Annotated in this window: 15 protein-coding genes, 1 tRNA gene and 1 pseudogene; 9 read left to right on the top strand and 8 right to left on the bottom strand. The window is 75.2% G+C overall.

Going from position 1 to position 21,401, the window contains the following annotated elements; translation table 11 throughout:
* The first annotated feature begins 78 nt into the window (after nt 1–78).
* From ACFYT9_RS31315 to ACFYT9_RS31300, 4 genes are all read left to right on the top strand, one after another.
* Nucleotides 79–1,281 carry a DNA polymerase III subunit delta' gene (locus ACFYT9_RS31315; protein ID WP_376600220.1) on the top strand — a complete coding sequence of 401 codons (1,203 nt, stop codon included), beginning with the start codon at nt 79–81 and terminating at the stop codon, nt 1,279–1,281.
* A 134-nt stretch (nt 1,282–1,415) separates the two neighbouring features.
* A complete protein-coding gene (locus tag ACFYT9_RS31310; protein ID WP_389169121.1) occupies nt 1,416–2,975 on the top strand; it encodes an alpha/beta hydrolase in 1,560 nt (519 codons plus the stop codon).
* A 129-nt stretch (nt 2,976–3,104) separates the two neighbouring features.
* Nucleotides 3,105–3,178 (top strand) — tRNA-Thr (locus ACFYT9_RS31305).
* Nucleotides 3,179–3,523: 345 nt separating this feature from the next.
* Nucleotides 3,524–4,171, top strand: a complete 648-nt coding sequence (locus tag ACFYT9_RS31300) for a LuxR C-terminal-related transcriptional regulator (RefSeq protein WP_389169120.1) — start codon at nt 3,524–3,526, stop codon at nt 4,169–4,171.
* Nucleotides 4,172–4,197: 26 nt separating this feature from the next.
* Here the strand turns inward: ACFYT9_RS31300 and ACFYT9_RS31295 are convergent, their stop codons facing one another.
* Together ACFYT9_RS31295 and ACFYT9_RS31290 are read right to left on the bottom strand one after the other, a co-directional pair.
* A complete protein-coding gene (locus ACFYT9_RS31295; protein ID WP_389169118.1) occupies nt 4,198–6,378 on the bottom strand; it encodes an MMPL family transporter in 2,181 nt (726 codons plus the stop codon).
* Between the two features lie 146 nt (nt 6,379–6,524).
* Entirely contained in the window at nt 6,525–7,838 is a 1,314-nt protein-coding gene (locus ACFYT9_RS31290) for a sensor histidine kinase (RefSeq protein WP_389169116.1), read from the bottom strand.
* Nucleotides 7,839–8,076: 238 nt separating this feature from the next.
* On the opposite strand from ACFYT9_RS31290, the gene ACFYT9_RS31285 reads away from it, so the two are divergent.
* On the top strand, nt 8,077–8,709 hold the full coding sequence (locus tag ACFYT9_RS31285) for a pyridoxamine 5'-phosphate oxidase family protein (RefSeq protein ID WP_387273125.1): 633 nt from the start codon (nt 8,077–8,079) through the stop codon (nt 8,707–8,709).
* 74 nt (nt 8,710–8,783) lie between these two features.
* Here the strand turns inward: ACFYT9_RS31285 and ACFYT9_RS31280 are convergent, their stop codons facing one another.
* Both ACFYT9_RS31280 and ACFYT9_RS31275 read right to left on the bottom strand, forming a co-directional pair.
* Nucleotides 8,784–9,563, bottom strand: coding sequence for an RNA polymerase subunit sigma-70 (locus ACFYT9_RS31280; RefSeq protein ID WP_387273054.1), 780 nt, complete (start codon nt 9,561–9,563; stop codon nt 8,784–8,786).
* 1 nt (nt 9,564) lies between these two features.
* A complete protein-coding gene (locus tag ACFYT9_RS31275; RefSeq protein ID WP_376604210.1) occupies nt 9,565–9,942 on the bottom strand; it encodes a DUF6479 family protein in 378 nt (125 codons plus the stop codon).
* 169 nt (nt 9,943–10,111) lie between these two features.
* On the opposite strand from ACFYT9_RS31275, the gene ACFYT9_RS31270 reads away from it, so the two are divergent.
* Together ACFYT9_RS31270 and ACFYT9_RS31265 are read left to right on the top strand one after the other, a co-directional pair.
* On the top strand, nt 10,112–10,621 hold the full coding sequence (locus ACFYT9_RS31270; protein ID WP_376604212.1) for a SigE family RNA polymerase sigma factor: 510 nt from the start codon (nt 10,112–10,114) through the stop codon (nt 10,619–10,621).
* A gap of 98 nt (nt 10,622–10,719) precedes the next feature.
* A complete protein-coding gene (locus ACFYT9_RS31265) occupies nt 10,720–12,069 on the top strand; it encodes a hypothetical protein (RefSeq protein WP_389169113.1) in 1,350 nt (449 codons plus the stop codon).
* A 35-nt stretch (nt 12,070–12,104) separates the two neighbouring features.
* On the opposite strand, the gene ACFYT9_RS31260 is transcribed toward ACFYT9_RS31265, so the two are convergent.
* Together ACFYT9_RS31260 and ACFYT9_RS31255 are read right to left on the bottom strand one after the other, a co-directional pair.
* Nucleotides 12,105–13,802: a bifunctional 3'-5' exonuclease/DNA polymerase gene (locus ACFYT9_RS31260; RefSeq protein ID WP_387273060.1), complete on the bottom strand. Its 1,698-nt coding sequence runs from the start codon at nt 13,800–13,802 to the stop codon at nt 12,105–12,107.
* 250 nt (nt 13,803–14,052) lie between these two features.
* Nucleotides 14,053–15,297 (bottom strand): LuxR C-terminal-related transcriptional regulator, encoded by a 1,245-nt coding sequence (locus tag ACFYT9_RS31255; protein WP_389169111.1) that lies wholly within the window; start codon nt 15,295–15,297, stop codon nt 14,053–14,055.
* A gap of 183 nt (nt 15,298–15,480) precedes the next feature.
* On the opposite strand from ACFYT9_RS31255, the gene ACFYT9_RS31250 reads away from it, so the two are divergent.
* The gene (locus ACFYT9_RS31250; protein ID WP_389169169.1) at nt 15,481–16,410 is read left to right on the top strand and encodes an NADP-dependent oxidoreductase; all 930 of its coding nucleotides are present in this window, start codon (nt 15,481–15,483) and stop codon (nt 16,408–16,410) included.
* A 413-nt stretch (nt 16,411–16,823) separates the two neighbouring features.
* Here the strand turns inward: ACFYT9_RS31250 and ACFYT9_RS31245 are convergent, their stop codons facing one another.
* Together ACFYT9_RS31245 and ACFYT9_RS31240 are read right to left on the bottom strand one after the other, a co-directional pair.
* Nucleotides 16,824–18,920, bottom strand: coding sequence for an FtsX-like permease family protein (locus ACFYT9_RS31245; protein ID WP_389169109.1), 2,097 nt, complete (start codon nt 18,918–18,920; stop codon nt 16,824–16,826).
* 314 nt (nt 18,921–19,234) lie between these two features.
* Nucleotides 19,235–20,023 (bottom strand): annotated as a pseudogene (locus tag ACFYT9_RS31240) (ABC transporter ATP-binding protein); the annotation flags it as partial.
* 208 nt (nt 20,024–20,231) lie between these two features.
* Here ACFYT9_RS31240 and ACFYT9_RS31235 point away from each other — a divergent pair.
* Nucleotides 20,232–21,386 carry a DUF2786 domain-containing protein gene (locus tag ACFYT9_RS31235; RefSeq protein ID WP_389169107.1) on the top strand — a complete coding sequence of 385 codons (1,155 nt, stop codon included), beginning with the start codon at nt 20,232–20,234 and terminating at the stop codon, nt 21,384–21,386.
* The last annotated feature ends 15 nt before the right edge of the window (nt 21,387–21,401 follow it).

Below are 21,401 nucleotides of genomic sequence, written 5' to 3'. Positions count from 1 at the left end.
CCGCCCCCTCATCCGGCCCGGACCGCGTTGTCGGACGCCTGCCCCACAATGGAGGACGTACCTTCAGGAGGGGCAGACATGGCCGTATGGGACGACCTGGTCGGACAGGCGCGGGTCGAGGAGCAGCTCACCGCCGCCGCGCGGGACGCCGATGCGCTCGTCACCGCCCAGGCCGCCGGCGAGCCCGCCCCGGAGGCGTCGAAGATGACGCACGCCTGGCTCTTCACCGGCCCGCCCGGCGCGGGCCGGGTGGACGCCGCGCGGGCGTTCGCGGCCTCCCTCCAGTGCGTGAGCCCCGACCGGGCGCTCGGCGGGGCGCCGGGCTGCGGCTTCTGCACCGGGTGCCACACCGTGCTGGTCGGCACCCACGCCGACGTGACGACGGTCTCCGCCGTCGGCACGGAGATCCTGGTCAAGGACATGCGGGACACCGTCCGCAAGTCGTTCACCTCGCCGGCCACCGGCCGGTGGCAGATCATCCTCGTCACCGACGCCGAGCGACTCAACGAGAAGTCGGCCAACGCGGTGCTGAAGGCCGTCGAGGAGCCCGCCCCGCGCACGGTCTGGCTGCTCTGCGCCCCCTCGGTCGAGGACGTCCTGCCGACCATCCGCTCCCGCTGCCGCCACCTGACCCTGCGGACCCCGCCGGTCGAGGCCGTCGCCGACGTGCTGATCCGGCGGGACGGCATCGAGCCCGAGCTGGCCCACGCGGCGGCCCGGGCCACCCAGGGGCACGTCGACCGCGCCCGGCGGCTCGCCACCGACGAGCGGGCCCGCGCCCGCCGCGCCGTCGTCCTGAAGCTGCCGCTGCGCGTGGCGGACATCGGCGGCTGCCTCAAGGCGGCGCAGGAGCTGGTGGACGCGGCGGCGGAGGACGCGAAGCAGGTCGCCGAGGAGGTCGACACCAAGGAGACCGAGGAGCTGAAGGCGGCCCTCGGCGCCGCGCAGGGCGGGCGGATGCCGCGCGGCACGGCCGGGATGATGAAGGAGCTGGAGGAGAAGCAGAAGCGCCGGGGCCGGCGGACCCAGCTCGACAGCCTGGACCTCGCGCTCACCGATCTGACCGGCTTCTACCGGGACGTCCTGACGCTCCAGCTGGGCACCGGCTCCGCCCTCGCCAACGAGGACGTGCGGGACGCCGTGGAGCGGATCGCCCACGAGAGCACCGCGGAGCGGACCCTGCGCCGGGTGGAGGCCGTCCTCGCCTGCCGCGAGGCCCTGGAGCGGAACGTGGCGCCGCTGCTCGCGGTGGAGTCGATGACGATGGCGCTCCGCGGCTGAGCCCACCGGAGACGGACGGCGCTTCGCGGCCGGCCGCCCCGCCGGCGAAGGGGGAGGTGCTTCGCTGCCGGCCCGGCCGGTGGTGCCCGTGCCGGATTGGACACGGTGCGTGGTCGTCCGGATACGCTCCGGGAATGGACTCCAGGCGTCTCCTCCGCACCTCCGCCACGGCGCTCGCCGCCGCCGGGCTGATCCTCTCCGGCTGTACGGGAGGGAGTGACGCGGCCGCCCCCGCCGCGTCCGGGGTCGCCACCGCCCGGCAGGCCGCCTCGCCCGCGCCCTCGCCCGAGGCGCTGAAGAAGTACTACGGACAGAAGCCGGCGTGGCGGGAGTGCGGCGTCGAGGGGTTCCAGTGCGCGACGCTGCGAGCCCCGCTCGACTACGCGAAGCCGGACGGGCCGGAGATCAGGCTGGCCGTCTCCCGGGTGCGGGCGAGCGGCCCCGGACAGCGGATCGGCTCCCTGCTGGTGAACCCCGGCGGGCCGGGCGGCTCGGCCGTCGACTACCTCCAGGGGTACGCGGGCATCGGCTACCCCGAGCCCGTGCGGGCCCGCTACGACATCGTGGCCGTCGACCCGCGCGGGGTCGGCCGCAGCGAGCCGGTCGACTGCCTGACGGGCCCCGAGATGGACACGTACACGCAGGTCGACCAGACGCCGGACGACGAGGCCGAGGTCCAGGCGCTGACGGCGTCGTTCAAGCGGTTCGCGGCGGGGTGCGAGAAGCGCAGCGGCACGGTCCTGCCGCACGTCTCCACCGTGGAGACGGCCCGCGACATGGACATCGCGAGGGCGGTGCTGGGCGACGAGAAGCTGCACTACGTCGGCGCCTCGTACGGCACCTTCCTCGGCGCCACCTACGCCGAGCTGTTCCCCGGGCGGGTCGGCCGGTTCGTCCTCGACGGGGCGATGGACCCGTCCCTGTCGGCCCTCGACCTCAACCGGGACCAGACGGCCGGCTTCGAGACCGCGTTCGCGGCCTTCGCCGCCGACTGCGTCGCCCTGCCCGACTGCCCGCTCGGCACCGGTACGGTCGCGGAGGCAGGCGAGGCCCTCCGCGGCTTCTTCCGCGCCACGGACGCCGAACCGGTCCCGACCGGCGATGACCGCGAGCTCGGCGAGTCCCTGGCGACCACCGGCGTCATCGCCGCGATGTACGACGAGGGCGCCTGGCCGCAGCTGCGGGAGGCCCTGACCCGGGCGATCGGCGGCGAGGGCTCGTCGCTCCTGGCGCTCGCGGACAGCTACTACGAGCGGGAGCCGGACGGCTCGTACGCGAACCTCATGTTCGCCAACGCCGCCGTGAACTGCCTCGACCTGCCCGCCGCCTACCTGGACCCGGCGGGCGCGCAGCGGGCCGTCCCCTCCTTCGACAAGGTGTCCCCGGTCTTCGGCACGGGCCTCGCCTGGGCCGCCCTGAACTGCACCTACTGGCCGTCCCCGGCCACCGGCCGCCCGCACCGCATCACGGCCGAGGGCGCCGCCCCGATCCTCGTCGTCGGCACCACCCGCGACCCCGCCACCCCCTACAAGTGGGCCGAGTCCCTCGCGGACCAGCTCTCCTCCGGCACCCTCCTCACCTACGAGGGCGACGGCCACACGGCGTACGGCCGGGGCAGCGACTGCGTCGACACCGCGGTCAACACGTACCTCCTGGAAGGCACCCCCCCGACCGGCGGAAAGCGCTGCTCATAGCCCCGGGACCCACCCCGGACACACCCCTGACGCACCCCGGACCCACCCCGTCCGCCCCTGGTCGGAGCACCCCCGGAAACTGTGTAGACTTGGCGACGCTGCTGCACCCACCATGGTGTCGCGCAGCACGCCGCCTTAGCTCAGTTGGCCAGAGCAACGCACTCGTAATGCGTAGGTCTCGGGTTCGAATCCCGAAGGCGGCTCAGAGAAAGGCCAGGTCAGATATCAGCTGACCTGGCCTTTTCTGTTGCTCGGGGCATGACGACCCACACGGTCGCTGAGGCGCAGTTCGCGGACCCGCTGGATACGGGCACCGGGCAGGTCGCCGTCGACCGGGCTGAGATGTCTTCATCGGCCACAAGTGGTCGAATGCCCTTTCGGCGTCGGACTCCGGAAAGCCTGCCGAACGCCGCTGACCATCAGTTGACCAGGCGCTGACCGCTCGTCGCGCCCTGCTTGCCCGTCACAACCGGGCGTTGCTAGCTTGTGGCCCCCGGAGCCCTGCCCCGACCGGGCCGGGGCCGACGGGGATCGGCGGGGGAAATGACATGCGTCTGGTGCTCGCGGAAGACCAGTTCCTGCTCCGCGAGGGGCTGACGCGGCTGTTGGAGCTGAACGAATTCGAGATCGTCGCCGCGGTCTGTACGGGTCCCGAGCTCGTCCGGGCGCTCGCCGAACACGAACCGGACATCGCCCTCGTCGACATACGGATGCCCCCCACGCACACGGACGAGGGGCTGCGGGCCGTCCTCGACGCCCGCCGCCGGCGGCCCGGCCAACCCTCCCTGCTGCTGTCGCAGTACGTCGACCAGCTCTACGCGCGAGAGCTCCTCGCCGACGGCGAGGGCGGGGTCGGCTACCTGCTCAAGGACAGGGTGTTCAACAGCTCCCAGTTCATCGAGGCGCTGCACCAGGTCGCCGCGGGCGGAACGGTCATGGACCCGGACGTGGTGTCCCGGATGATGAGCCACAACTCCCAGGACCAGCAGATCTCCCGACTGACCGATCGTGAGCGCCAGGTCCTCGGATACATGGCCGAGGGTCGGTCCAACGCGGCCGTGGCGGCCGCACTGGTGATCACGGAGAAGGCGGTGGCCAAGCACATCAACAACATCCTGGCCAAGCTGGACCTGCCGCCGTCGAAGGACGACAACCGCCGGGTCATGGCCGTCCTGACGTACCTGAACAGGGTCTGACCACCCGCGGGGAGCCCGTACGGCGTTCATGCGCCGACCTTCTCCGCGGAGCGCTGCGGCTCGGGGCGGCTGCTGGAGGGACCGGTCCGCGACGGCCACCAGTTGGCCCGGCCGAGGAGGGTCATCGCGGCCGGCAGGACGTAGATCCGGATGATCGTCGCGTCGATGACGATCGCCACCGCGAGGCCGACGCCGATCTGCTTCATCTCGATGAAGGTCAGCGTGCCGAAGGCGGCGAACACCGCGACCATGACCGCCGCGGCTCCGGTCACGACACCGGCGGTGCGGGTGATCCCGTCCACCACCGCGTTCCTCGTCGTCATGCCGGCGACCACGCTCTCCCTGATCCGGCTGACCACGAAGACGTGGTAGTCGAGCGTGAGCCCGGACAGGATCACGAACAACAGGATCGGCACCCAGGACACCACGTGCCCGGTCGAGGTGAAGTCCAGCAGGTCCTCGGCCCAGTTCCGCTGGAAGACCAGGCAGAGGAAGCCGAACGAGGCGCCGACGGACAGCAGGTTCAGCACCACGGTGGTCATGGCCACGACCACCGAGCGGAAGGCGAGCAGGATGATCAGGAAGGTCAGCGCGAACACGCCCCCGATCACCAGGGGCAGCCGGCTGTTGAGGTTGGACGTGTAGTCCATGTCCTCGGCCTGCGCCCCGCCCACGGCGTACTCGACGCCCGGCACGCCCCGCAGCGCGTCCGGCACCAGGTCGGCGCGCAGTCGGGTGACGGAGTCACGGGCCGCGTCGGTGCCCGGGGCGGTCGGGGTGCCGGCTTCCAGGACCGCGCCGCGGCCGTCCGCGGAGTAACGGATCCGGGGCGGGCCGTCCTCGGCGAACAGAGGGTCCTGCCGGACGGACTCGGACAGCCGGGTCATCCGGGTGCGCAGCTGCTCGCTCTCGCCGGCCGGAACCCGTACGGCGACGGTTCCGGTGTGCGCGGTGGAGGGGAAGGCCTCGACCAGGCGGTCGTAGGTCCGCATCGTGCTCAGCGACCGGGGGAAGTCGTCGACCTGCGTGGCCTTCAGGTTCATGTCCAGGGCGGGCAGGGCCAGGGCCGCCAGGCCGCCGACGGCGACGGCGAGGGAGATCAGCGGGCGCCGGGTGGCGGGGCGGAGGAGGAAGCCCCACACACGGGGGGCTCCGGTGCGCTGCGAGAGCCGCCGGACGAGCGGGACGCGGGGGCGGTCGACGGCACGGCCGAGCTTGACCAGCAGGGCGGGGAGGACGGTGACCGCGGAGATCATCGCGACGGCGACCACGAGGATCGCTCCGGTGGCCATGGAGGCCAGCATCACGTCACCGGCGAGGTAGAGGCCCGCGGCGGAGACGATCACCGCGATCCCGGAGACCACCACGGAGTGGCCGGAGGTGGCGGCCGCGATGCCGACCGCCGAGGCCGGGTCGTAGCCGTTCGCGCACTCCTCGCGGTAGCGGCGCAGGTAGAAGAGGCAGTAGTCGACACCGACCGCGAGGCCCATCAGGACGATGACGTCCGTCACCATGCCGGGGTCCGGCACGAGCTGGGAGGCCAGGGCCCACAGGCCCATCGTCGAGGCGACCGCCGTCAGGCCGAGCAGGACCGGCACACCGGCCATGACGAGCGCGCCGAAGACGAGGAGCAGGATCACCAGGGTCACGGGGACGCTGATCACGGTCGCCTTCTGGAGATCCTTGGCGAGCCACTCCTGGAAGTCGTGCTTCACGGACGCGTCGCCGGCCTGCTCGATGAGAAGGCCGGGGTGCTGCTTCTGGGCGTCGGCGGTGACCGTCAGGAGCGGGGTCACCCGGTCCGCGGCGGTGTCGGCGTCACCCTTCATGGAGACCTGGAGCAGCAGTACCCTGCCGTCCGGCGAGCCGATCGGGTCGCTCACCGAGGCGACCTCGGGGAGGGCCGCGAGCCGCCGGCGCAGCTCGGTGGCGGCGGTGGTCTGCGCGGCGGTCTCCTGGCCGGCGCGGGTGCCGATCAGGATGTTCTCCGCGGCGGGGTCCCGCAGCCCGTTCTCCTCGATGAGCCGGGAGGCTTCGGCGGCCTCGCCGACCAGCAGGTCCTGGCTGGTGGCCTGCTTGGTCTCGATCACGGTGCCGATGGAGAAGGCGCCCACGACCACGACCAGCCAGAGGAGGATGGCCGTCCACGGATGGGTGGCGCCCCAGCGCCCCATCCGCGAGGCGAAGTGGCGATTGCTGACCGGCATGTCGGGAGATCCTTCGGTCGCTGGTAAGAGCGTCGGGCACATGTCGATTCCTGGAGCGGAGCCGGTGCTGGAGCCCGAGCCGGTGCTGGTGCCCGAGCCGGTGCTGGTGCCCGAGCCGGGGCCGGAGCCCCGGCCGGAGCCGGGGGTCAGGTCGCCGGGACGCCGTCGGCCGCGGAGCCGCTGACGAGTTCGCAGGCGATCTCGAAGGCGGCCGAAGTGGGGCCGCCCAGCGGGCTGGTGACCACGAGGAGGCCGTCGAAGGCGGCCAGCCGGCGCTCGACCCCGGCCAGGCCGGTGCCGTTGCGGGTGTCGGCGCCGCCGACGCCGTCGTCGTGGACGGCGACCCGCAGGCTGTGGCCGGAGTACCGGATGTCGACGGTGGCCTCGGAGGCCTTGGCGTGCTTGGTGACATTGCTGAGCAGTTCGGCGATGGCGAAGTACGCGGCGGACTCCACCGGGGCCGGCAGCCGGCCGGGGATCGAGCCGGTGACGTGGACCCGCAGGGGGAGTTCCAGGCCGAGGGTGCGGATGGCGTCCGTCAGACCCCGGTCGGCGAGCAGCGGCGGGTGTACGCCGTGCACCAGGTCGCGGAGTTCGTTCAGGGCCTTGGCCGAGGTGTCCTTGGCCTCGGCGAGGAGAGCACGTACGGCCTCGGGGTTCCGCTCGACCAGGGACTCGGCGGCGGAGAGGGTCATGCCCAGGGCCACGAGTCGCACCTGGGCACCGTCGTGCAGGTCCCGCTCGATCCGGCGCAGCTCGGTGGCGTTCATGTCCATCGCGTCGGAACGGGTGTTGGCGAGGTGCTCGACACGGTTGGTCAGCGCGGCGCGGGTGGAGCCCAGCATCAGTCGCACCCAGCGGCCGTGCAGCGGCAGCATCAGGCGGGGCAGCAGGGCGAGGCCCGCCGCGAGCTCCACGAGGCCGAGGGCCCCCGCCAGGATCGCCGTCGTCTGGCTGTTCACGGGGATGAAGGTGAACCAGATGCCGTTCCAGGACTCGGGCAGGCTGTCCCACAGGAACGTGAGGCTCAGGCCCCAGAGTCCGCCCACGACCGCGGCCGCGGGGAGGAGTGCCGTCAGCGGGCCGACCAGCGGGTTGACCAGGGCCCAGAGCAGGTCCCGCCAGGTGTCGCTGTCACCGAGCATCCGATGGGCCCGCTTCCAGGCCGGGCCGGGGACCGTGGCCGGCTCGGGCAGGTGCGGGTACCCGACCCGGATGCCGGACCATTCCCCGGCCAGCCTGCGCTGGGTCCGCGCCTCCTTGCGGACCGCGTTCAACGCGCCCGGCAGGAGCGGGATCCCGATACCGGCGAAGCAGAGGCAGACGACGAGCGACACCCACAGGAGCAGCAGCGCCTCGTAGACCGCCAGCCCTGTCAGGGCCACGCCCCGCAGCATCATCGCCACGGAACCACCGAGGCTCCGATCGGCCCTCTCGGCCCCGCCCGTCCGTGCGTTCATGTCCCGCCCTCACTTCGCACTCGCCGCTGTCTCGCTGTGTTCTCAGCATGACGATCGTCCGAGGGGATCTCAGGGGTGCTAGTACCCCTCTTGCCGCCGGGGGCGGGACGGGTCCGTGGGCGGGGATGGTTAGATCGCCGGGGTCGAAGTCCTTGTCGTGCCGGGACCGTTGAGGAGAGCTGGGGGAAGCGTGGACGAGAGCGAGCTGGACGTCACCGAGCGGACGCGGTTGCGGCGGATGCGGGAGAAGGGGTCGTACCGGCGGGCGGATCTGGACGCCGTGCTGGCGGCGGGGTGGCTGTGCCATCTCGGGGTGACCGTGGACGGGGTGCCGATGGTGGTGCCGACCGCGTACGGCGTCGACGGGGACCGGCTCTACGTGCACGGGTCCGTGGCCAGCCGGAGCCTGGTCCAGGCGCCGGGGAGCACGGTGTGCGTGACGGTCACGCACGTGGACGGGCTGGTCCTCGCCCGGTCGGTGTTCGAGCACGGGGTCAACTACCGGTGTGCCATGGTCTACGGCGTGCCCGAGCTGGTGACCGACCCGGAGGAGAAGCTGCGGGGGCTGCGGGCGCTGACCGAGCAGAGCAGCCCGGGGCAGTGGGAGTACGTGCGGCAGCCCAGCCGGAAGGAGCTGGCCGCCACCTCGCTGCTCGCGCTCGACCTCACCGAGGCGTCGGTCAAGACGCGGAGCGGGCCGCCGGACGACGGGGACTCCGCGGACGCGGAACTCGGGTTGTGGGCGGGGGTGCTGCCGCTCGTGACCACGTTCGGGGCGCCCGTCGCCGATCCGGCGCTGCCGGCGGAACTCGCCGCCGCCGTGCCCGGGCACATCGCGGACCGGGCCGGGCGGCGGGCCGACGGAAGCTAGCCGGGTGTACTGATCACGCGTGCCGACGGAAGCTAGCCGGGTGTACTGATCACGCGTGCCGACGACGCTCGTGATCAGTGCACCGAGGACGTGATGGCCAGGCGGGAGAGGTGGGCCGGGTCGGCCAGGACGTCGACCGAGGTGATCGTCCCGGCCGGGGCCGTGAAGCGGTAGACCGCGTCCGGGGCGGCGACCAGGGCGGGCGCCCCGTCCACCAGGACCGGCCGGGCCACCGCCGCGCGGGCCGCGAGGACGCGGGCGACGGCCGGGGCGCCGTGGGCGGGTGTGACTCCGCCGCGTACGGCGCCGGAGTCGGCCCGCAGGACGGCGTCCGGGTCGAGGAGGGCGCGCAGCGCCGCCGTGTCGCCCTCCCGGGCGGCGGTGAGGACCGCGTCGACCGCGGCCCGGAGGCGGACCGGGTCGGTCACCGGCATCTCCTCGGCGCCGCGGGCGCGCGCCCGCGCGCGGACGCCGATCTGGCGGACCGCCGCCGGAGCGCGCTCCAGAGCCGGGGCGAGGTCCTCGTACGGGACGCCGAAGCGGTCGTGGAGGACGAGGACGAGCCGTTCCGCCGGGGTGAGGACGGGGGCGTCGGGCGTGTCCGACCAGGGGTCCCACGGCTCGGTGCGGCGGGCCTCGCGGGCCCGGAGCCGGCCGAGGCAGACCCGGGCCAGGACGGACTCGGGAGGCGGCCCCGGATCGGGCACGGGGCCGGGGCCCCGGCGTGCGCGGGCGCCGGGGCCGTACGAGGCGAGGACGCGTTCGGTGGTCCGCACCGCGCGCGCCGCCTCGGGGGCGGAGCCGAGCAGGCTCTGGGCCATCGCCCGCAGCCGGCTCGGCGGGGTGGTGCGCACGTCAGTCGCCGTGTCCGGTGCCTCCGCTGCCGAAGCCGCCGCTGGAGATGCCGCCCCACTTGCGCTTCTCCTCGCTCTGCGGCTCGGTGTCGGCGCTCCCGCCGCCCTTGAGCTGGTAGGGCATGAGTCGGTGCTCGCCGTCGGTGTGGGGCATCTCGTTCGGCCGGCGGTACTCCGTCGCCTCGCCGGGAAGGGCCCCGGTGTCCGGCCGGTGCGGCTGTTCTTCGGGCTGCGGTGGACGTGACTCGCGGGTGCGTACCCGGTATCCGAACCAGAAGGCCGTGATGAGGACGGCGACGAGGACGACGCCGCCGAGGACCTGTCCCAGACCCGACTGCCAGACTCCAGCGGCCAGGGTCTCTGCGCTGAGAGTGTTCATATCAACAGGATTACCCGATTCCGCTTCTTTGGATGCGTTGGCCGACGGGTTCGGTGAAACATTTCCGCGGCCCCGCCGCGTCGAAGGGGTGTAGGGCAGGACAGCGAGGGGGGCGGTCGCCCAGGGCGACCACCCGTGACCCTTCGCGACCACCACGGAGAGGAGGGGCATGAGAGCGTCCCGCGCGGACGGGTTCCTGGAGTTCGCCTCGGCGCGCACGGGCCAGCTGTTCCGCTCGGCGTGCCTGCTGACCAGCGGGGACGTCCATCTCGCCGAGGACCTCACGCAGGAGACGCTGGGCAAGATGTACGCCCTCTGGGGACGGACGTCCCGGATCGGCAACCCCGCCGCGTACGCGCAGACCGTCCTCGTCCGCACGTTCCTCAGCCACCAGCGGCGCCGCTCCGCGACCGAGCGCCCGCTGGGAGAACTGCCCGACCACACCCCGGTCGACGGCACCGACCCGTTGCTGCGGATCGCCCTCCTCGACGCGCTCGCCGCGCTGCCCCCGAAGGACCGGGCGGTCGTGGTGCTGCGCTACTGGGAGGACCGCAGCGTCGAGGAGACCGCCGACGCCCTGCACACCAGCTCCGCGGCCGTCCGCACCCGCTGCACGCGTGCGCTCGGCAAGCTCCGGCAGCGACTCGGCGGCAGCATCGCCGAGTTCGCCGGGCGCTGAGTAGCCGACACGCCCCTCCGGCCGCCGAGCGGCCACCCCTCACCCGCAGACGCGCCTCCGCGGGCGCGTACCCCCGAAGCAGAGACGGTGATCTCGTCATGCCCGACCACGACCAGCACGACCACGACCCCGACGGCCGGTTCGCCGACGAACTCGGCTCGGTCCTGCGCTCCACCGGCGAGAGCTTCGCCCTCGACGGCCGGCCCGAACTGGTCACCGGCGGGCTCGCCCGAGGCCGCCGCCGACTGCTCCGCCGCCGCCTCGCCGTCACCGGCGGAGCCCTCGCGCTCGCCGCCATCGGCGTCGGCGGCGTGTACGCCGGCTCCGTCGTCTCCCCCGCCGGCCCCGCCGGCCCCGCCGACAAGGCGTCCGTGGCCGGGGCGCCCGAGCGCGACAGGAGCGCGACCAGGCAGGTCACACCCGCCGCGCCGAGGCCCGGCGAGGCGGAGATCCCGCTCTCCGAGATCGCGGAGGTCCTCAAGGCCAACACCCCTCCCGGGGAATGGCGGTTCGACGGCCTCGACGGCAAGGGGCAGGGCATCAGCGGCGTCTACGACGACGGCAAGGGCGAGGCCGCCTTCAGCGTCCTCCTCGCACGCGCCGGCCGCACCGCGGAGGCGGGCGTCGACCAGGTGACCTGCCCCTCGAAGACGTTCGTCCCCCACGACCACTGCACCGACGGAACGCTCCCCGACGGAGGGCGGTTCATGGTCTTCCAGGGCTACGAGTACCCGGACAAGCGCGAGGAGACCAAGAACTGGCGGGCGGTCCTGCTCACCGAGGACGGCTTCCTGGTCGACGCGAGCGAGTACAACGCGGCCGCCCAGAAGGGCGCCGTGGTCAGCCGCGAGGACCCGCCCCTCGACGCCACCCAGCTCAAGGCGCTCGTCACCGCCGAGGCGTGGCGGCCGCTCCTGGAGCAGATCCCGCCGCTGCCCACCACGCCCGCGGGGCCGGGCGTGAAGCCCGGAGCGGAGGCCCTCGTGAAGCCCGGCGTGACGCGCAAGGCCCCGTCGCAGGTGACCGGCGACGTCCCCGGCACCCTGCGCGCCCTGCTGCCCGAGGGGCTTCGGGTCGTCGAGAAGGGCGGGGAGGGCGAGTACGGTTACGTGGTCGTCGACGACGGCAACGGCAAGAGTTTCGTCCAGATCAACGTCCAGTACGGCATGGGCGGCGCCGCCCGCGATCTGTACGGCTCCGGCGACGTCACCACCCTGCCCGGCGGCGGCAAGCTGAAGCTCACCCGGCAGCCTGGCGAGAAGGGCGGCGCGGGCGTCGTGTGGTGGTCAGCCGACACCATGACGAAGAAGGGCTTCCGGGTCGTCGTCTCCGCCTTCAACACCGGCGCCCAGCACGAGCCCGCCACCCGCGCGGAGCCGGCGCTCACCATGGAGCAGCTGAAGGCGATCGCCCTCGACCCGAAGTGGGCGAAGCTCCCCGCCAGGTAGGCGCACAGCGGAAGACAAGGGGCGGTACGCGGCGGCTACTTGGCGTCGGCGTACCGCTCCACCGTCGCCGTCGTGAACGGGAAGCGGACCGGGGTGTCGCCGAAGGCGATCCGGCCCGCCTCGTCCCCGGCCGCCCGGATCGCCGCCGTCACCGCCTCCGCCTCCTCCGCCGGGCAGTGCACGATCACCTCGTCGTGCTGGAAGAAGACCAGCTCGGCCCGCATCCCGGCCGCCGACAGGGTGCGGCGCAGCGCCGCGAGCATCAGCAGCGCCCAGTCGGCGGCACTGCCCTGGACCACGAAGTTACGGGTGAAACGGCCGCGCGCCCGGGCGTTGCCGGAGGCGTATCCCGGGGTGAAACCCTCCTCCGCGACGGTCTGTTCGGCGGCTTCCTGAGGGAGGCCCGCCTCGCCGTCGTCGCCCGCGCCGACCGCCTTCGGGCTGGTCCTGCCGAGCCAGGTGCGCACGAGCCGGCCCTCCTCGCCGGCCTTCGCCGCCTCGTCGACGTACGCGACCGCGCGGGGGAAGCGGCGGCGCAGCGCCGCCAGGTTCTTCAGGCCGTCGCCGCTGGTCTGGCCGTAGACCGCGCCCAGCAGGGCGATCTTGGCGTGGTCGCGGTCGCCGGAGAACGCCCGGTCGGACAGGCGGGTGTAGAGGTCGTCGGGGTGCCCGGCGACCTCCATCAGACCCGGGTCGCGGGAGATCGCGGCGAGCACCCGGGGCTCCATCTGGTCGGCGTCCGCCACCACCAGCCGCCAGCCGTCGTCGGCGACGACCGCGCGCCGGATCACCTTCGGGATCTGGAGCGCCCCGCCGCCGTTCGTCGTCCAGCGGCCGCTGACCGTGCCGCCCGGCAGGTACTCAGGCCGGAAGCGGCCGTCGCGCACCCAGTCCGCCAGCCAGGACCAGCCGTGCGCGGTCCAGATCCGGTACAGCTTCTTGTAGGCGATGAGCGGCTCCACCGCCGGGTGGTCGATCTCCTGGAGCTCCCAGCGGCGGGTGGACCGCAGCCGGATGCCGGCCCGGGCGAACGCCTTCACCACGTCGGCGGGCAGATCGGGCCGGACCCTGCGGCCGAAGGCGGCCGACACCTCGTCCGCGAGCTCGGCGAGGCGACGCGGCTCGCCGCCGCCCGCGTACCGCTCGCCCAGCAGCTCGTGCAGCAGCTCCCGGTGCACGTCGGCCCGCCAGGGCAGTCCCGCCCGGTGCATCTCGGCGGCCACCAGCATCCCGGCCGACTCGGCGGCGGTCAGCAGCCGCATCCGGCCCGGGTGTTCGGCCCGGTCGTGCCGGCGCTGCTGCTCCGCGTAGACCGCGAGCAGGCCCTCGAAGGGGACGGAGGCGACGGGTCTCGGCTCGAAGAGGAAGTCCTGCGAGCCGGGCTCCGCGGTCCGCTGCGGCGGGTCGGGGGGCACCGGGCCGTTCCGCAGCCGGGCCCACGCGGCGGCGGCCGAGCGGGGCTCGCCGAGGCGGCCCTCGTGGCCGAGGAGCAGCTGCTCGGCGTCCTCGATGTCGTAGCACCGCTCGACGCGGACTCCGGCGGCGAGCAGCCGCGGATACACCTCGGCGGTCGACCGCCACACCCAGCGTGCCACCTCCGGCCGGGCCCGGACGGCCGCTGCCAGGTCGGGCTCGCGGCGCACCTCCCCGGCGGGCGCGCCGTCCGGCCCGAGCGGGACGAGGACCGCGCCCTCCCCCTCCGGCTCCGGGGCCAGCGCCCACCTCTCGCTCATGGGTGCGAGTCTGGCATCCGGCACTGACAGCGGCGGATCACGACATCCCGGATCCTCGGGACACCGTGTCCCACGGGGCTGTGCGCCGGCTCGCGGGACTCCGGGGCTCGGTCGGTGGTTCATGGCACCCCCTGACCTCGGCCGCCGGTTCGCGGGACTCCGGGGCTCGGTCGGCGCTTCGCGGCACTCCGGATCTCGGCACTCCGGGCCCCGGCCCGCGGATCGCGGCCGGTGCGCGTCGGCCCGTGGGCTACGCCGCCGCGTGGAAGAGGGCCGCCGCCTCGCCGCGGGAGCCGACGCCGAGCTTGCCGAGGATGTTCGCCACGTGGAACTTCACGGTGGACTCGCTGATGTGCAGCGCCTCGGCGATGCGGCGGTTGCGGTGGCCGAGCGCCAGGTGCCGCAGGACCTCGGTCTCCCGCTCGCCCAGGGTCGCCAGCGGGTGCGCGGGTCCGGCCGGGGCGTCCGGCGCGGCCAGCGGCAGCACGGCGGTCATGGTGGTGCCCCAGCGCGGCACGGTCTCGATCTCCAGCCGCCCCCCGAGGACGTCGAGCCGGTCCCGTACCGTCCCCGCGCCGATCTCGCAGGCTCCGATGACACCCGGCCCGTCGTCGCGGACGGTCGCCCGCAGCTCGTCCTCGGACAGCTGCCAGCCGACGTGGACCCGGCTCAGGTCCTCCTGTTCCAGGACGATGAGGAGCAGCGCCCGGACGATGGCCCGGGCGGCGTGGGCCACGTCGGCGGCGAGCGAGCGGGTGCCGTCCGGCGGCCCGAGTTCGAGCCGGACCGGGCTGTGGCGGAGCATCGGCCGGAGCTGGTCGGCCAGCCGGCGGAAGGCGTCGCCGGCCGGCTCCTCGGCGATCTCCCGGTCCCGCCGCCGCGCGGCCCGCACCTCCAGGAGCGCGGCGGCGGCGAGTTCCGTGGCGGCGGCCCGGGCCGCCGTGTCGTCCAGGGCGCCGCTGCGGAGCACCGAGAGCAGCCCGGAGAGGGCGGCGGCGTGGGCGGTGGTGAGTTCGGCGCCGACCCGGGCGCGGGTGTCGGCGGCGGTGCGGGAACGGGCCAGCGCCCCGGGCATCGCCTCGACGGCGAACCGGTCGAGGTGGCTGGTCACCAGATCCCACAGCGCCTGCGCCAGGGTGAGCGCGGCCGGTGCCGCCGGGGCCGCGCCGTCCTCCCGCACCAGCACGAGCAGCGAGTGCCGGGCGGTGGCGCCGCTGGTCACCGCGAGGACCGTCCGGGCCCGGCCGCCGAGCCGCGCCGTCCCCTGCCAGGGCTCGCCGGGCACGCCGGCCGCGAGCAGCGGAGCCAGCTCGGCGCCGGTGACACCGCCCGTCTCTCCGGCCGTCTTGAACGGCGAGTGGGCGCAGTGCGTGGAGAGTTCGGCTGCGCCGGTGTGCGGGACGACCGGCGCGAGCGTGGCGGAGAGCTGCGCGAGGACGCCGTCGAGCGGCCGGCTGAGGATCTCGTACGCGGTGGTCAGCGTCAGCGGGTCCATGACGCTCAGCCTAGGTGCCGAGAGGCGGCCGGCGGCTGGTCTTTCGGACAGGCGGTACTGGCCGGACGGAGGGCGGGGGAGGGGCCGGCCCGGCGCAGGCTTGACCGTGTCGAGAAGCGGTCACCCCGGGTCCGGGGCGGCGAACACGCTGATACGGAGGGCGACATGGCGACGGTGGAGTCGATGGAAGCGATCGTGTTCGAGGAGTTCGGCGGGTCCGAGGTGCTGCGGCACGTGACCTCGGCGGAGGTCCCGGAGCCGGGGCCCGGCGAGGTCCGGCTGCGGGTGGCGGCGGCCGGGGTCAACCCGATGGACTGGAAGGTGCGCAGGGGTCTGCTGGAGGAGTTCTTCCCCACGACCTTCCCCGCCGTGCCGGGCATCGAGGTGGCCGGCACGGTCGACGCGCTCGGCGAGGGCGTCACCGGACTCGCCGTCGGCGACGAGGTGTTCGGCTGGTCGAGGACCGGCGGCTACGCCCGGTACGCCGTCGGGGACCGGCTCCTGCCGAAGCCGGCCGGCCTCTCCTGGGAGGACGCGGTGGGCCTCCCGGTCGCCGGGGAGACGGCGGCGCGGGTCCTCGCGGAGCTCGGCGTACGGGAGGGCGAGACGCTCTTCCTGCACGGCGCGGCGGGGATCGTCGGCACCGTCGCCGTCCAGCTCGCGGTCGCCGCGGGCGTCACGGTCGTCGGTTCGGCCTCCGCGTCCAACCACGCCTATCTGCGCGGACTCGGCGCGATCCCGGTCGCGTACGGCGACGGCCTCGCCGAGCGGGTGCGGGCCGCGGCCCCGCAGGGCGTCGACGCGGTCTTCGACGCCGCGGGCCACGGCGTGCTGCCGGTCGCCATCGAGCTGCTCGGCGGCGAGGGCGCGGCCCGCAAGGAGCGGATCGCGACGATCGCCGCCACGGACGCGGCGGAGTTCGGGATCCCCTACAGCGTCCCCGAGCAGGACTTCTCCCGCGTACGGGAGTGGCTGACGGCGCAGGCGGCGGGCGTCGTCGCGGGCACGCTGAGGCTCCGCCTCGCCGACACGCTCCCCCTCAAGGAGGCGGCGCGGGCCCAGGACCTCAGCGAGACCGGGCACGTCCGGGGCAAGCTGGTCCTCCTGCCGTGACCCGCCGCTCCGGTCCGGTGCGCTCCGGTCCGCTCCGTCGAGGCGGGGAGGGGCGGGTCGGGGCGGGTCGGGGCGGTCGGCGGGGAGGGCGCCACCCTCGCGGAACGCGTGCCCGTACGGAGGACCACTGGAGGGTGCGGACCGGCGGGGGCCGCGGCGCGGCGCGCAGCCGGAGGGGCGGCGCGCGGGGCTGCCGTGGCGCGGCTCCGACCCCGGCCCACGCGCCGGGCGGCCGTGGCCCGGCGCCGGCATCGGCCTCGGCTCGCGTGTGGAGGGTGGTGGCCCGGCGTCGGCATCGGCCCCGACCCACGTGCGGAGGGTGGTGGCCCGGCTCCGGCATCGGTCCCGGCTCGCGCGTGGAGGGCGGTGGCCCGGCTCCGACCCCGGCCACCGCCCCGTCCCACCATCGCCGGTCAGCGGGAGAGCCGCCACGCGGGGAGGGCGGACGCGGCGACGGCGACCAGCGCGCAGACTCCCGCCGCCGCGCCCGTCGGGACCCACGGGACCGCCAGGACGACCGGCGCGGAGAGCGCGGCGAGACCCGCGCCGAGCGCGCCGAGGACGGCGGCCGTCACGCCGAGCCCGAGGGCCGTGCCGATGGCGACCGCGAGGACCGCCTCGCCCGTCACCGCCCGCAGGGCCTGCGCGCGGGTGGCGCCGGCCAGCCGGAGCGAGGCCAGTTCCCCGCCGCGTACCGACGTGGCCATGAGCAGGGTGCTCGCCAGCGCGATCACCGTATAGAGGAGCACGAGGACGAGGACCAGCCGCAGGCCGGTCGCGGCGGCCCGGTTCCCGGCCGCGGGGGCGGCGGAGGAGTCGCCCGCCGCCGGCAGCGGCCGGTCCGACTCCAGGCGATCGAGCACGGCGCCGGGCGCCTGGGCGCGGGTGACGTACGGCCCGTTGTCACCGGTCCCCCGCGCGAGGACGGCCGCGACCCGGAGCCGTACCGGACCGCTGCCGTCGGCCCGCCACACCTCCACCTCCTCGCCGACCCGCCGCCGCTCGAACTCCTCGTTCACGACGATCGACCGGTCGTCGAGGTCCCGCAGGTCCCCGGCGACCACGGGAAGCCGGGAGAGCTCCGCGATGGCCGCCGGGTCGGCGACGGCCCTGGCCCCGTACTTCACGACCGCCTCGGCCCCGTCCCGTACGAAGAGGGAGGTCGGCCCGGAGGCGGCGACGACCGCGCCGCCGTCCGTACGGGGAGGGAGCTTCACCGCCGGCCCCTCGGCCACGTACGCCGCCGCCGTCCGCTCCCGCGCCTCCGTCTCCTTCGCGCGCGCCACGCTCTCCGAGGCGCCGAAGAGCGTTCCCGCCAGCGCCACGGTCACCAGGACCGGCGCGGCGACGGCGGCGGTACGACGCACCGCGGCGGCGCCGTTCTCCCGGACGAGGAGCCCGACGGCCCCGCCCCGGGGGACCGGGAGCAGCCGGGCCACCGGCCGCACGAGCAGCGGTGCGAGCAGGGCCGCGCCGCCGGTCAGGAGCATCGGCAGGGTCGTGTACGTCTTCCGCTTGAGCAGCGCCTCCGGCTCGGTGGCGTACGTCCAGACCAGCAGCCCGAGCCCGGCCGCCAGCAGTCCCGCCCCGAGCAGCGCCCGGCCCGGCGGCAGCACGTCCCGGTCGACGTCGGCCTCGCGCAGCGCGTCCACCGGGCCGGTCCGCCCGGCGCGGTGGGCGGCGGCGACCGCGCCCGCCAGGGCGACGCAGAGGCCCGTCCAGAAGGCCAGGTGGTACGGCCATCCGGCGCTCCCGCCGGCGGCGTGGGCGAACCACTCCGGCGCCAGGCCCCGGTCCACCAGGGCCCGGGCCATCGGCGGCGCGGCCAGACCGCCGAGCGCGCAGCCCGCCGCGGACGCGGTCACGCCGAGGGCGGTCGCCTCGGCGAGCAGCAGCCGGCGGACCTGGCCGGGGGTGGCCCCGGAGGTGCGGAGCAGCCCGAACTCGCGGCGGCGCAGCGCCACGGAGAAGGCGAAGACGGAGGCGACGACGAAGACGGAGACGAAGGCGGCGACGCCGCCGGCGGTGCCGAGGAGGGCGTTCAGGCCGGTGAGTTCGTGACCGTCCCGTTCGTGGTCCGGGTCGGCGCGGCGGCGCTCGGCGCCGGTGAGCACCTGTGCCCGGTCGCCGACGACGGCCCGGACCAGGTCGGCGGGGGCGTCGAGCCCGACGGCGTCGGGGTGCCGCACGTCCGCCGGGTTCTCCGTCAGGGTCCACCGGGTGCGGAGTTCGCGCAGCAGAGCGGTGTCCACAGGCTGTGGACGGTCGAGCGGCCGGGAGACGAGCGCGGTCCCGGGACCGCGCCGGACCTCCACGGTGAGCCGGTCCTGGCCGAGGACGACGACGGGCGAGGACGCGAACCGCTCGGGCGCGCGGCCCGGCGGGTCGAGCACGGCGGCGAGCCCGAGCCCGGTGGCCGTCAGCATCCCCACGCCCAGCACGAGCGCGAGGAACCCGCCCAGGAAGGACGCCCAGCGCCCCCGCAGCCCACTCACGACGACGCTCAGCACGCCGCACCCCCGTCCCGCCCACCCGCACCGACGCGGCCCGGCCGTGCCCCGGCGTCGCCGCCGGCCCGCGCCTCCGGGCCGTCCGGCCGTGCCCCGGCGTCGCCGCCGGCCCCCACCCCGGGGCCGCCGTTCGACTGCGTCCTCGCGCCGCTGGACCGTGTCCCCGCGCCGCCGTACTGCGCCCCGACCCCTACGCCGTCTGATTGCGCACCCGCGCCGTCCGGCTGCGTCCCCGCGCCCCAGTCGGACCCCGCCCCCGCGCCGCCCGGCCTTGCCCCGGCCCGCGCCCCCGCCCTGCCGGCCCCCGCCACCGCCCCGTCCGGCCGCGCTCCCGCGCCGCCCGCTCCTGCGCCGCCCGTGCGGAGCCCCGCCAGTCGGGTCGCCACCTCGTGCGCGGTGGGGGCGGTGAGTTCGCCCGCCGGGCGGCCGTCGACCAGGAAGACGACGCGGTCCGCGCGGGCCGCGGCGAGCGGGTCGTGGGTCACCATGACGAGCGTGCGGGCCTCCTCGTCCACGAGGGCGCGGAGCAGGTCCATCACGTCCGCGCCGGTGGCGGAGTCGAGCGCGCCGGTCGGCTCGTCGCCGAAGAGGACGGCGGGGCGGGTGATCAGCGCCCGGGCGAGGGCGACCCGCTGGCACTGGCCGCCGGAGAGTTCGGCCGGCCGGTGCCGCTCGCGCCCGGCGAGCCCGACCCGGGCGAGCGCCGCCCGGACCTCGCCGCGCGCGGGTCGGCGGCCCGCGAGCCGGAGCGGGAGGGCCACGTTCTGCGCGGCCGTCAGCGTCGGCAGCAGGTTGAAGGACTGGAAGACGAAGCCGATCCGGTCCCGCCGCAGCAGCGTGAGCCGCCGCTCGCTCAGCCCCTCCAGGGCCGTGCCCGCCACCTCGACGCTGCCCGCGTCCGGGCGGTCGAGCCCGGCGGCGCACCGCAGCAGGGTCGACTTCCCGGAACCGGACGGGCCCATGACGGCCGTGAAGGTCCCGGCGGCGACGTCGAGGTCCACGCCGTCGAGGGCCCGGACCTCTCCGTGCCGCCGGACGAGCCCCCGGAGCCGTACGGCGACGGGGCCGAAGGCGGGGGCGGAAGGAGGAAGGGTGCTGGTCATGGCTCCAGCGAACCGTTTCGCCGGGTGCCGGGTCACGCCGTCTGACGGGCGTCCCGGGGTAGGGCCAGGCATACCGAAGGGCCCGGCATACCGAAGGGCCAGGCATACCGAAGGGCCAGGCATACCGTAGGGCCGGGCATACCCCCGCCGGGCTGAGACCATCGGGGGAGGAGGCCGGCGCGAGGTACGGAAGGGAACGGTCACGGTCATGCAGGAGGAGGCACGGGAGTCCACCGTCGAGCGGGCGCTGCGCGAGTCGCTGCACAGCCGCGACGACCGCTCCCTCGACACGGCGGCCTCCCTGCTCGCCGCCGACCCGGCCGCCGACGCCGGTCTCGCGCGGCGCGGCGAGGAGTTCGTACGGACGCTGTGGGAGCGCGGCTGGCAGCCCGCCGACCTGGCGCGCACGGTCCGGCGCGAACTGGGGGAGGAACACCTGCGGCTGCTCGGCGGCGTGGTGCGCGCCGAGACGGCGCGGTACGCGACGCTGCCGCGGCGCTGGAGCGAGCAGATCGGCGGACTCGACGACGGGGCGGGGGCCGGGCCGCCCGCCGACCGCTTCTCCTCGGCGACGGCCGTCCTCCAGCTGTACCGGCTGCTGGCACGGCTGCCCCGGCTCGACGCGGTGGGGCCCGTACCCGGCGAGGCGCTGCCGCCGGCGGCGGTCGGTGAGCCGCGGATGCTCACCCGGATCCGCGCGCTGCTCGCCAAGGCGGAGGCCACCGGCTACCCGGAGGAGGCGGAGGCCCTGACCGCGAAGGCGCAGGAGCTGATGGCCCGGCACAGCCTCGACGAGGCCGGGCTCGCGGCCGGGGCGCCGTCGCCGCGGACGCCGGGCGCGATCCGGATCGGGGTGGAGCCGCCGTACGAGCAGGCGAAGGCGATCCTGCTCGACGCGGTGGCGACCGCGAACCACTGCCGGGCGGTCTGGAACGAGACGTACGGCTTCTCGACGGTGGTCGGCTTCGAGGCCGACCTCGACCCGGTCGAGCTGCTGTACACCTCGCTCCTCGTGCAGGGGACGGCCGCGATGACCCGCGCGGAGGCGGAGCAGCGCAAGGGCGGCCGCAAACGCACCAAGTCCTTCCGGCAGTCCTTCCTGCTCGCGTACGCGAACCGGCTCGGCGCCCGTCTGGAGGCGACCTCCCGGCGGGTGGCCGCCGAGGCCCCGACGCTGCTTCCGGTCCTCGCCTCCCGGGAGGTCGCCGTGGCCGCCCGCACGGACGAGCTCTTCCCGGAGACGCGGGCCACCCGGGTCCGCGCGATGTGGGACGAGGACGGCTGGAACCACGGCGCCACCGCCGCCGAGACCGCCACCCTCACCCCGGACCGGGCCCGCCTGCGCGGCCGCGCCCCGGGCTAGGGGGTGTCCCGTCCG

The sequence above is a fragment of the Streptomyces sp. NPDC004435 genome, assembly GCF_042873895.1.
Taxonomy (GTDB): domain Bacteria; phylum Actinomycetota; class Actinomycetes; order Streptomycetales; family Streptomycetaceae; genus Streptomyces.
The sequence above is the reverse complement of the archived record's forward strand: the minus strand, read 5'-3'. Positions and strand labels throughout refer to the sequence as shown.

Excerpts from the sequence above, each read along its gene's own strand:
- ACFYT9_RS31315 (WP_376600220.1), top strand. The coding sequence starts at position 79 with ATGGCCGTATGGGACGACCTGGTCGGACAGGCGCGGGTCGAGGAGCAG.
- ACFYT9_RS31310 (WP_389169121.1), top strand. The coding sequence starts at position 1,416 with ATGGACTCCAGGCGTCTCCTCCGCACCTCCGCCACGGCGCTCGCCGCC.
- ACFYT9_RS31300 (WP_389169120.1), top strand. The coding sequence starts at position 3,524 with ATGCGTCTGGTGCTCGCGGAAGACCAGTTCCTGCTCCGCGAGGGGCTG.
- ACFYT9_RS31295 (WP_389169118.1), bottom strand. The coding sequence starts at position 6,378 with ATGCCGGTCAGCAATCGCCACTTCGCCTCGCGGATGGGGCGCTGGGGC.
- ACFYT9_RS31290 (WP_389169116.1), bottom strand. The coding sequence starts at position 7,838 with ATGAACGCACGGACGGGCGGGGCCGAGAGGGCCGATCGGAGCCTCGGT.
- ACFYT9_RS31285 (WP_387273125.1), top strand. The coding sequence starts at position 8,077 with ATGCGGGAGAAGGGGTCGTACCGGCGGGCGGATCTGGACGCCGTGCTG.
- ACFYT9_RS31275 (WP_376604210.1), bottom strand. The coding sequence starts at position 9,942 with ATGAACACTCTCAGCGCAGAGACCCTGGCCGCTGGAGTCTGGCAGTCG.
- ACFYT9_RS31270 (WP_376604212.1), top strand. The coding sequence starts at position 10,112 with ATGAGAGCGTCCCGCGCGGACGGGTTCCTGGAGTTCGCCTCGGCGCGC.
- ACFYT9_RS31265 (WP_389169113.1), top strand. The coding sequence starts at position 10,720 with ATGCCCGACCACGACCAGCACGACCACGACCCCGACGGCCGGTTCGCC.
- ACFYT9_RS31260 (WP_387273060.1), bottom strand. The coding sequence starts at position 13,802 with ATGAGCGAGAGGTGGGCGCTGGCCCCGGAGCCGGAGGGGGAGGGCGCG.
- ACFYT9_RS31255 (WP_389169111.1), bottom strand. The coding sequence starts at position 15,297 with ATGGACCCGCTGACGCTGACCACCGCGTACGAGATCCTCAGCCGGCCG.
- ACFYT9_RS31250 (WP_389169169.1), top strand. The coding sequence starts at position 15,481 with ATGGAAGCGATCGTGTTCGAGGAGTTCGGCGGGTCCGAGGTGCTGCGG.
- ACFYT9_RS31235 (WP_389169107.1), top strand. The coding sequence starts at position 20,232 with ATGCAGGAGGAGGCACGGGAGTCCACCGTCGAGCGGGCGCTGCGCGAG.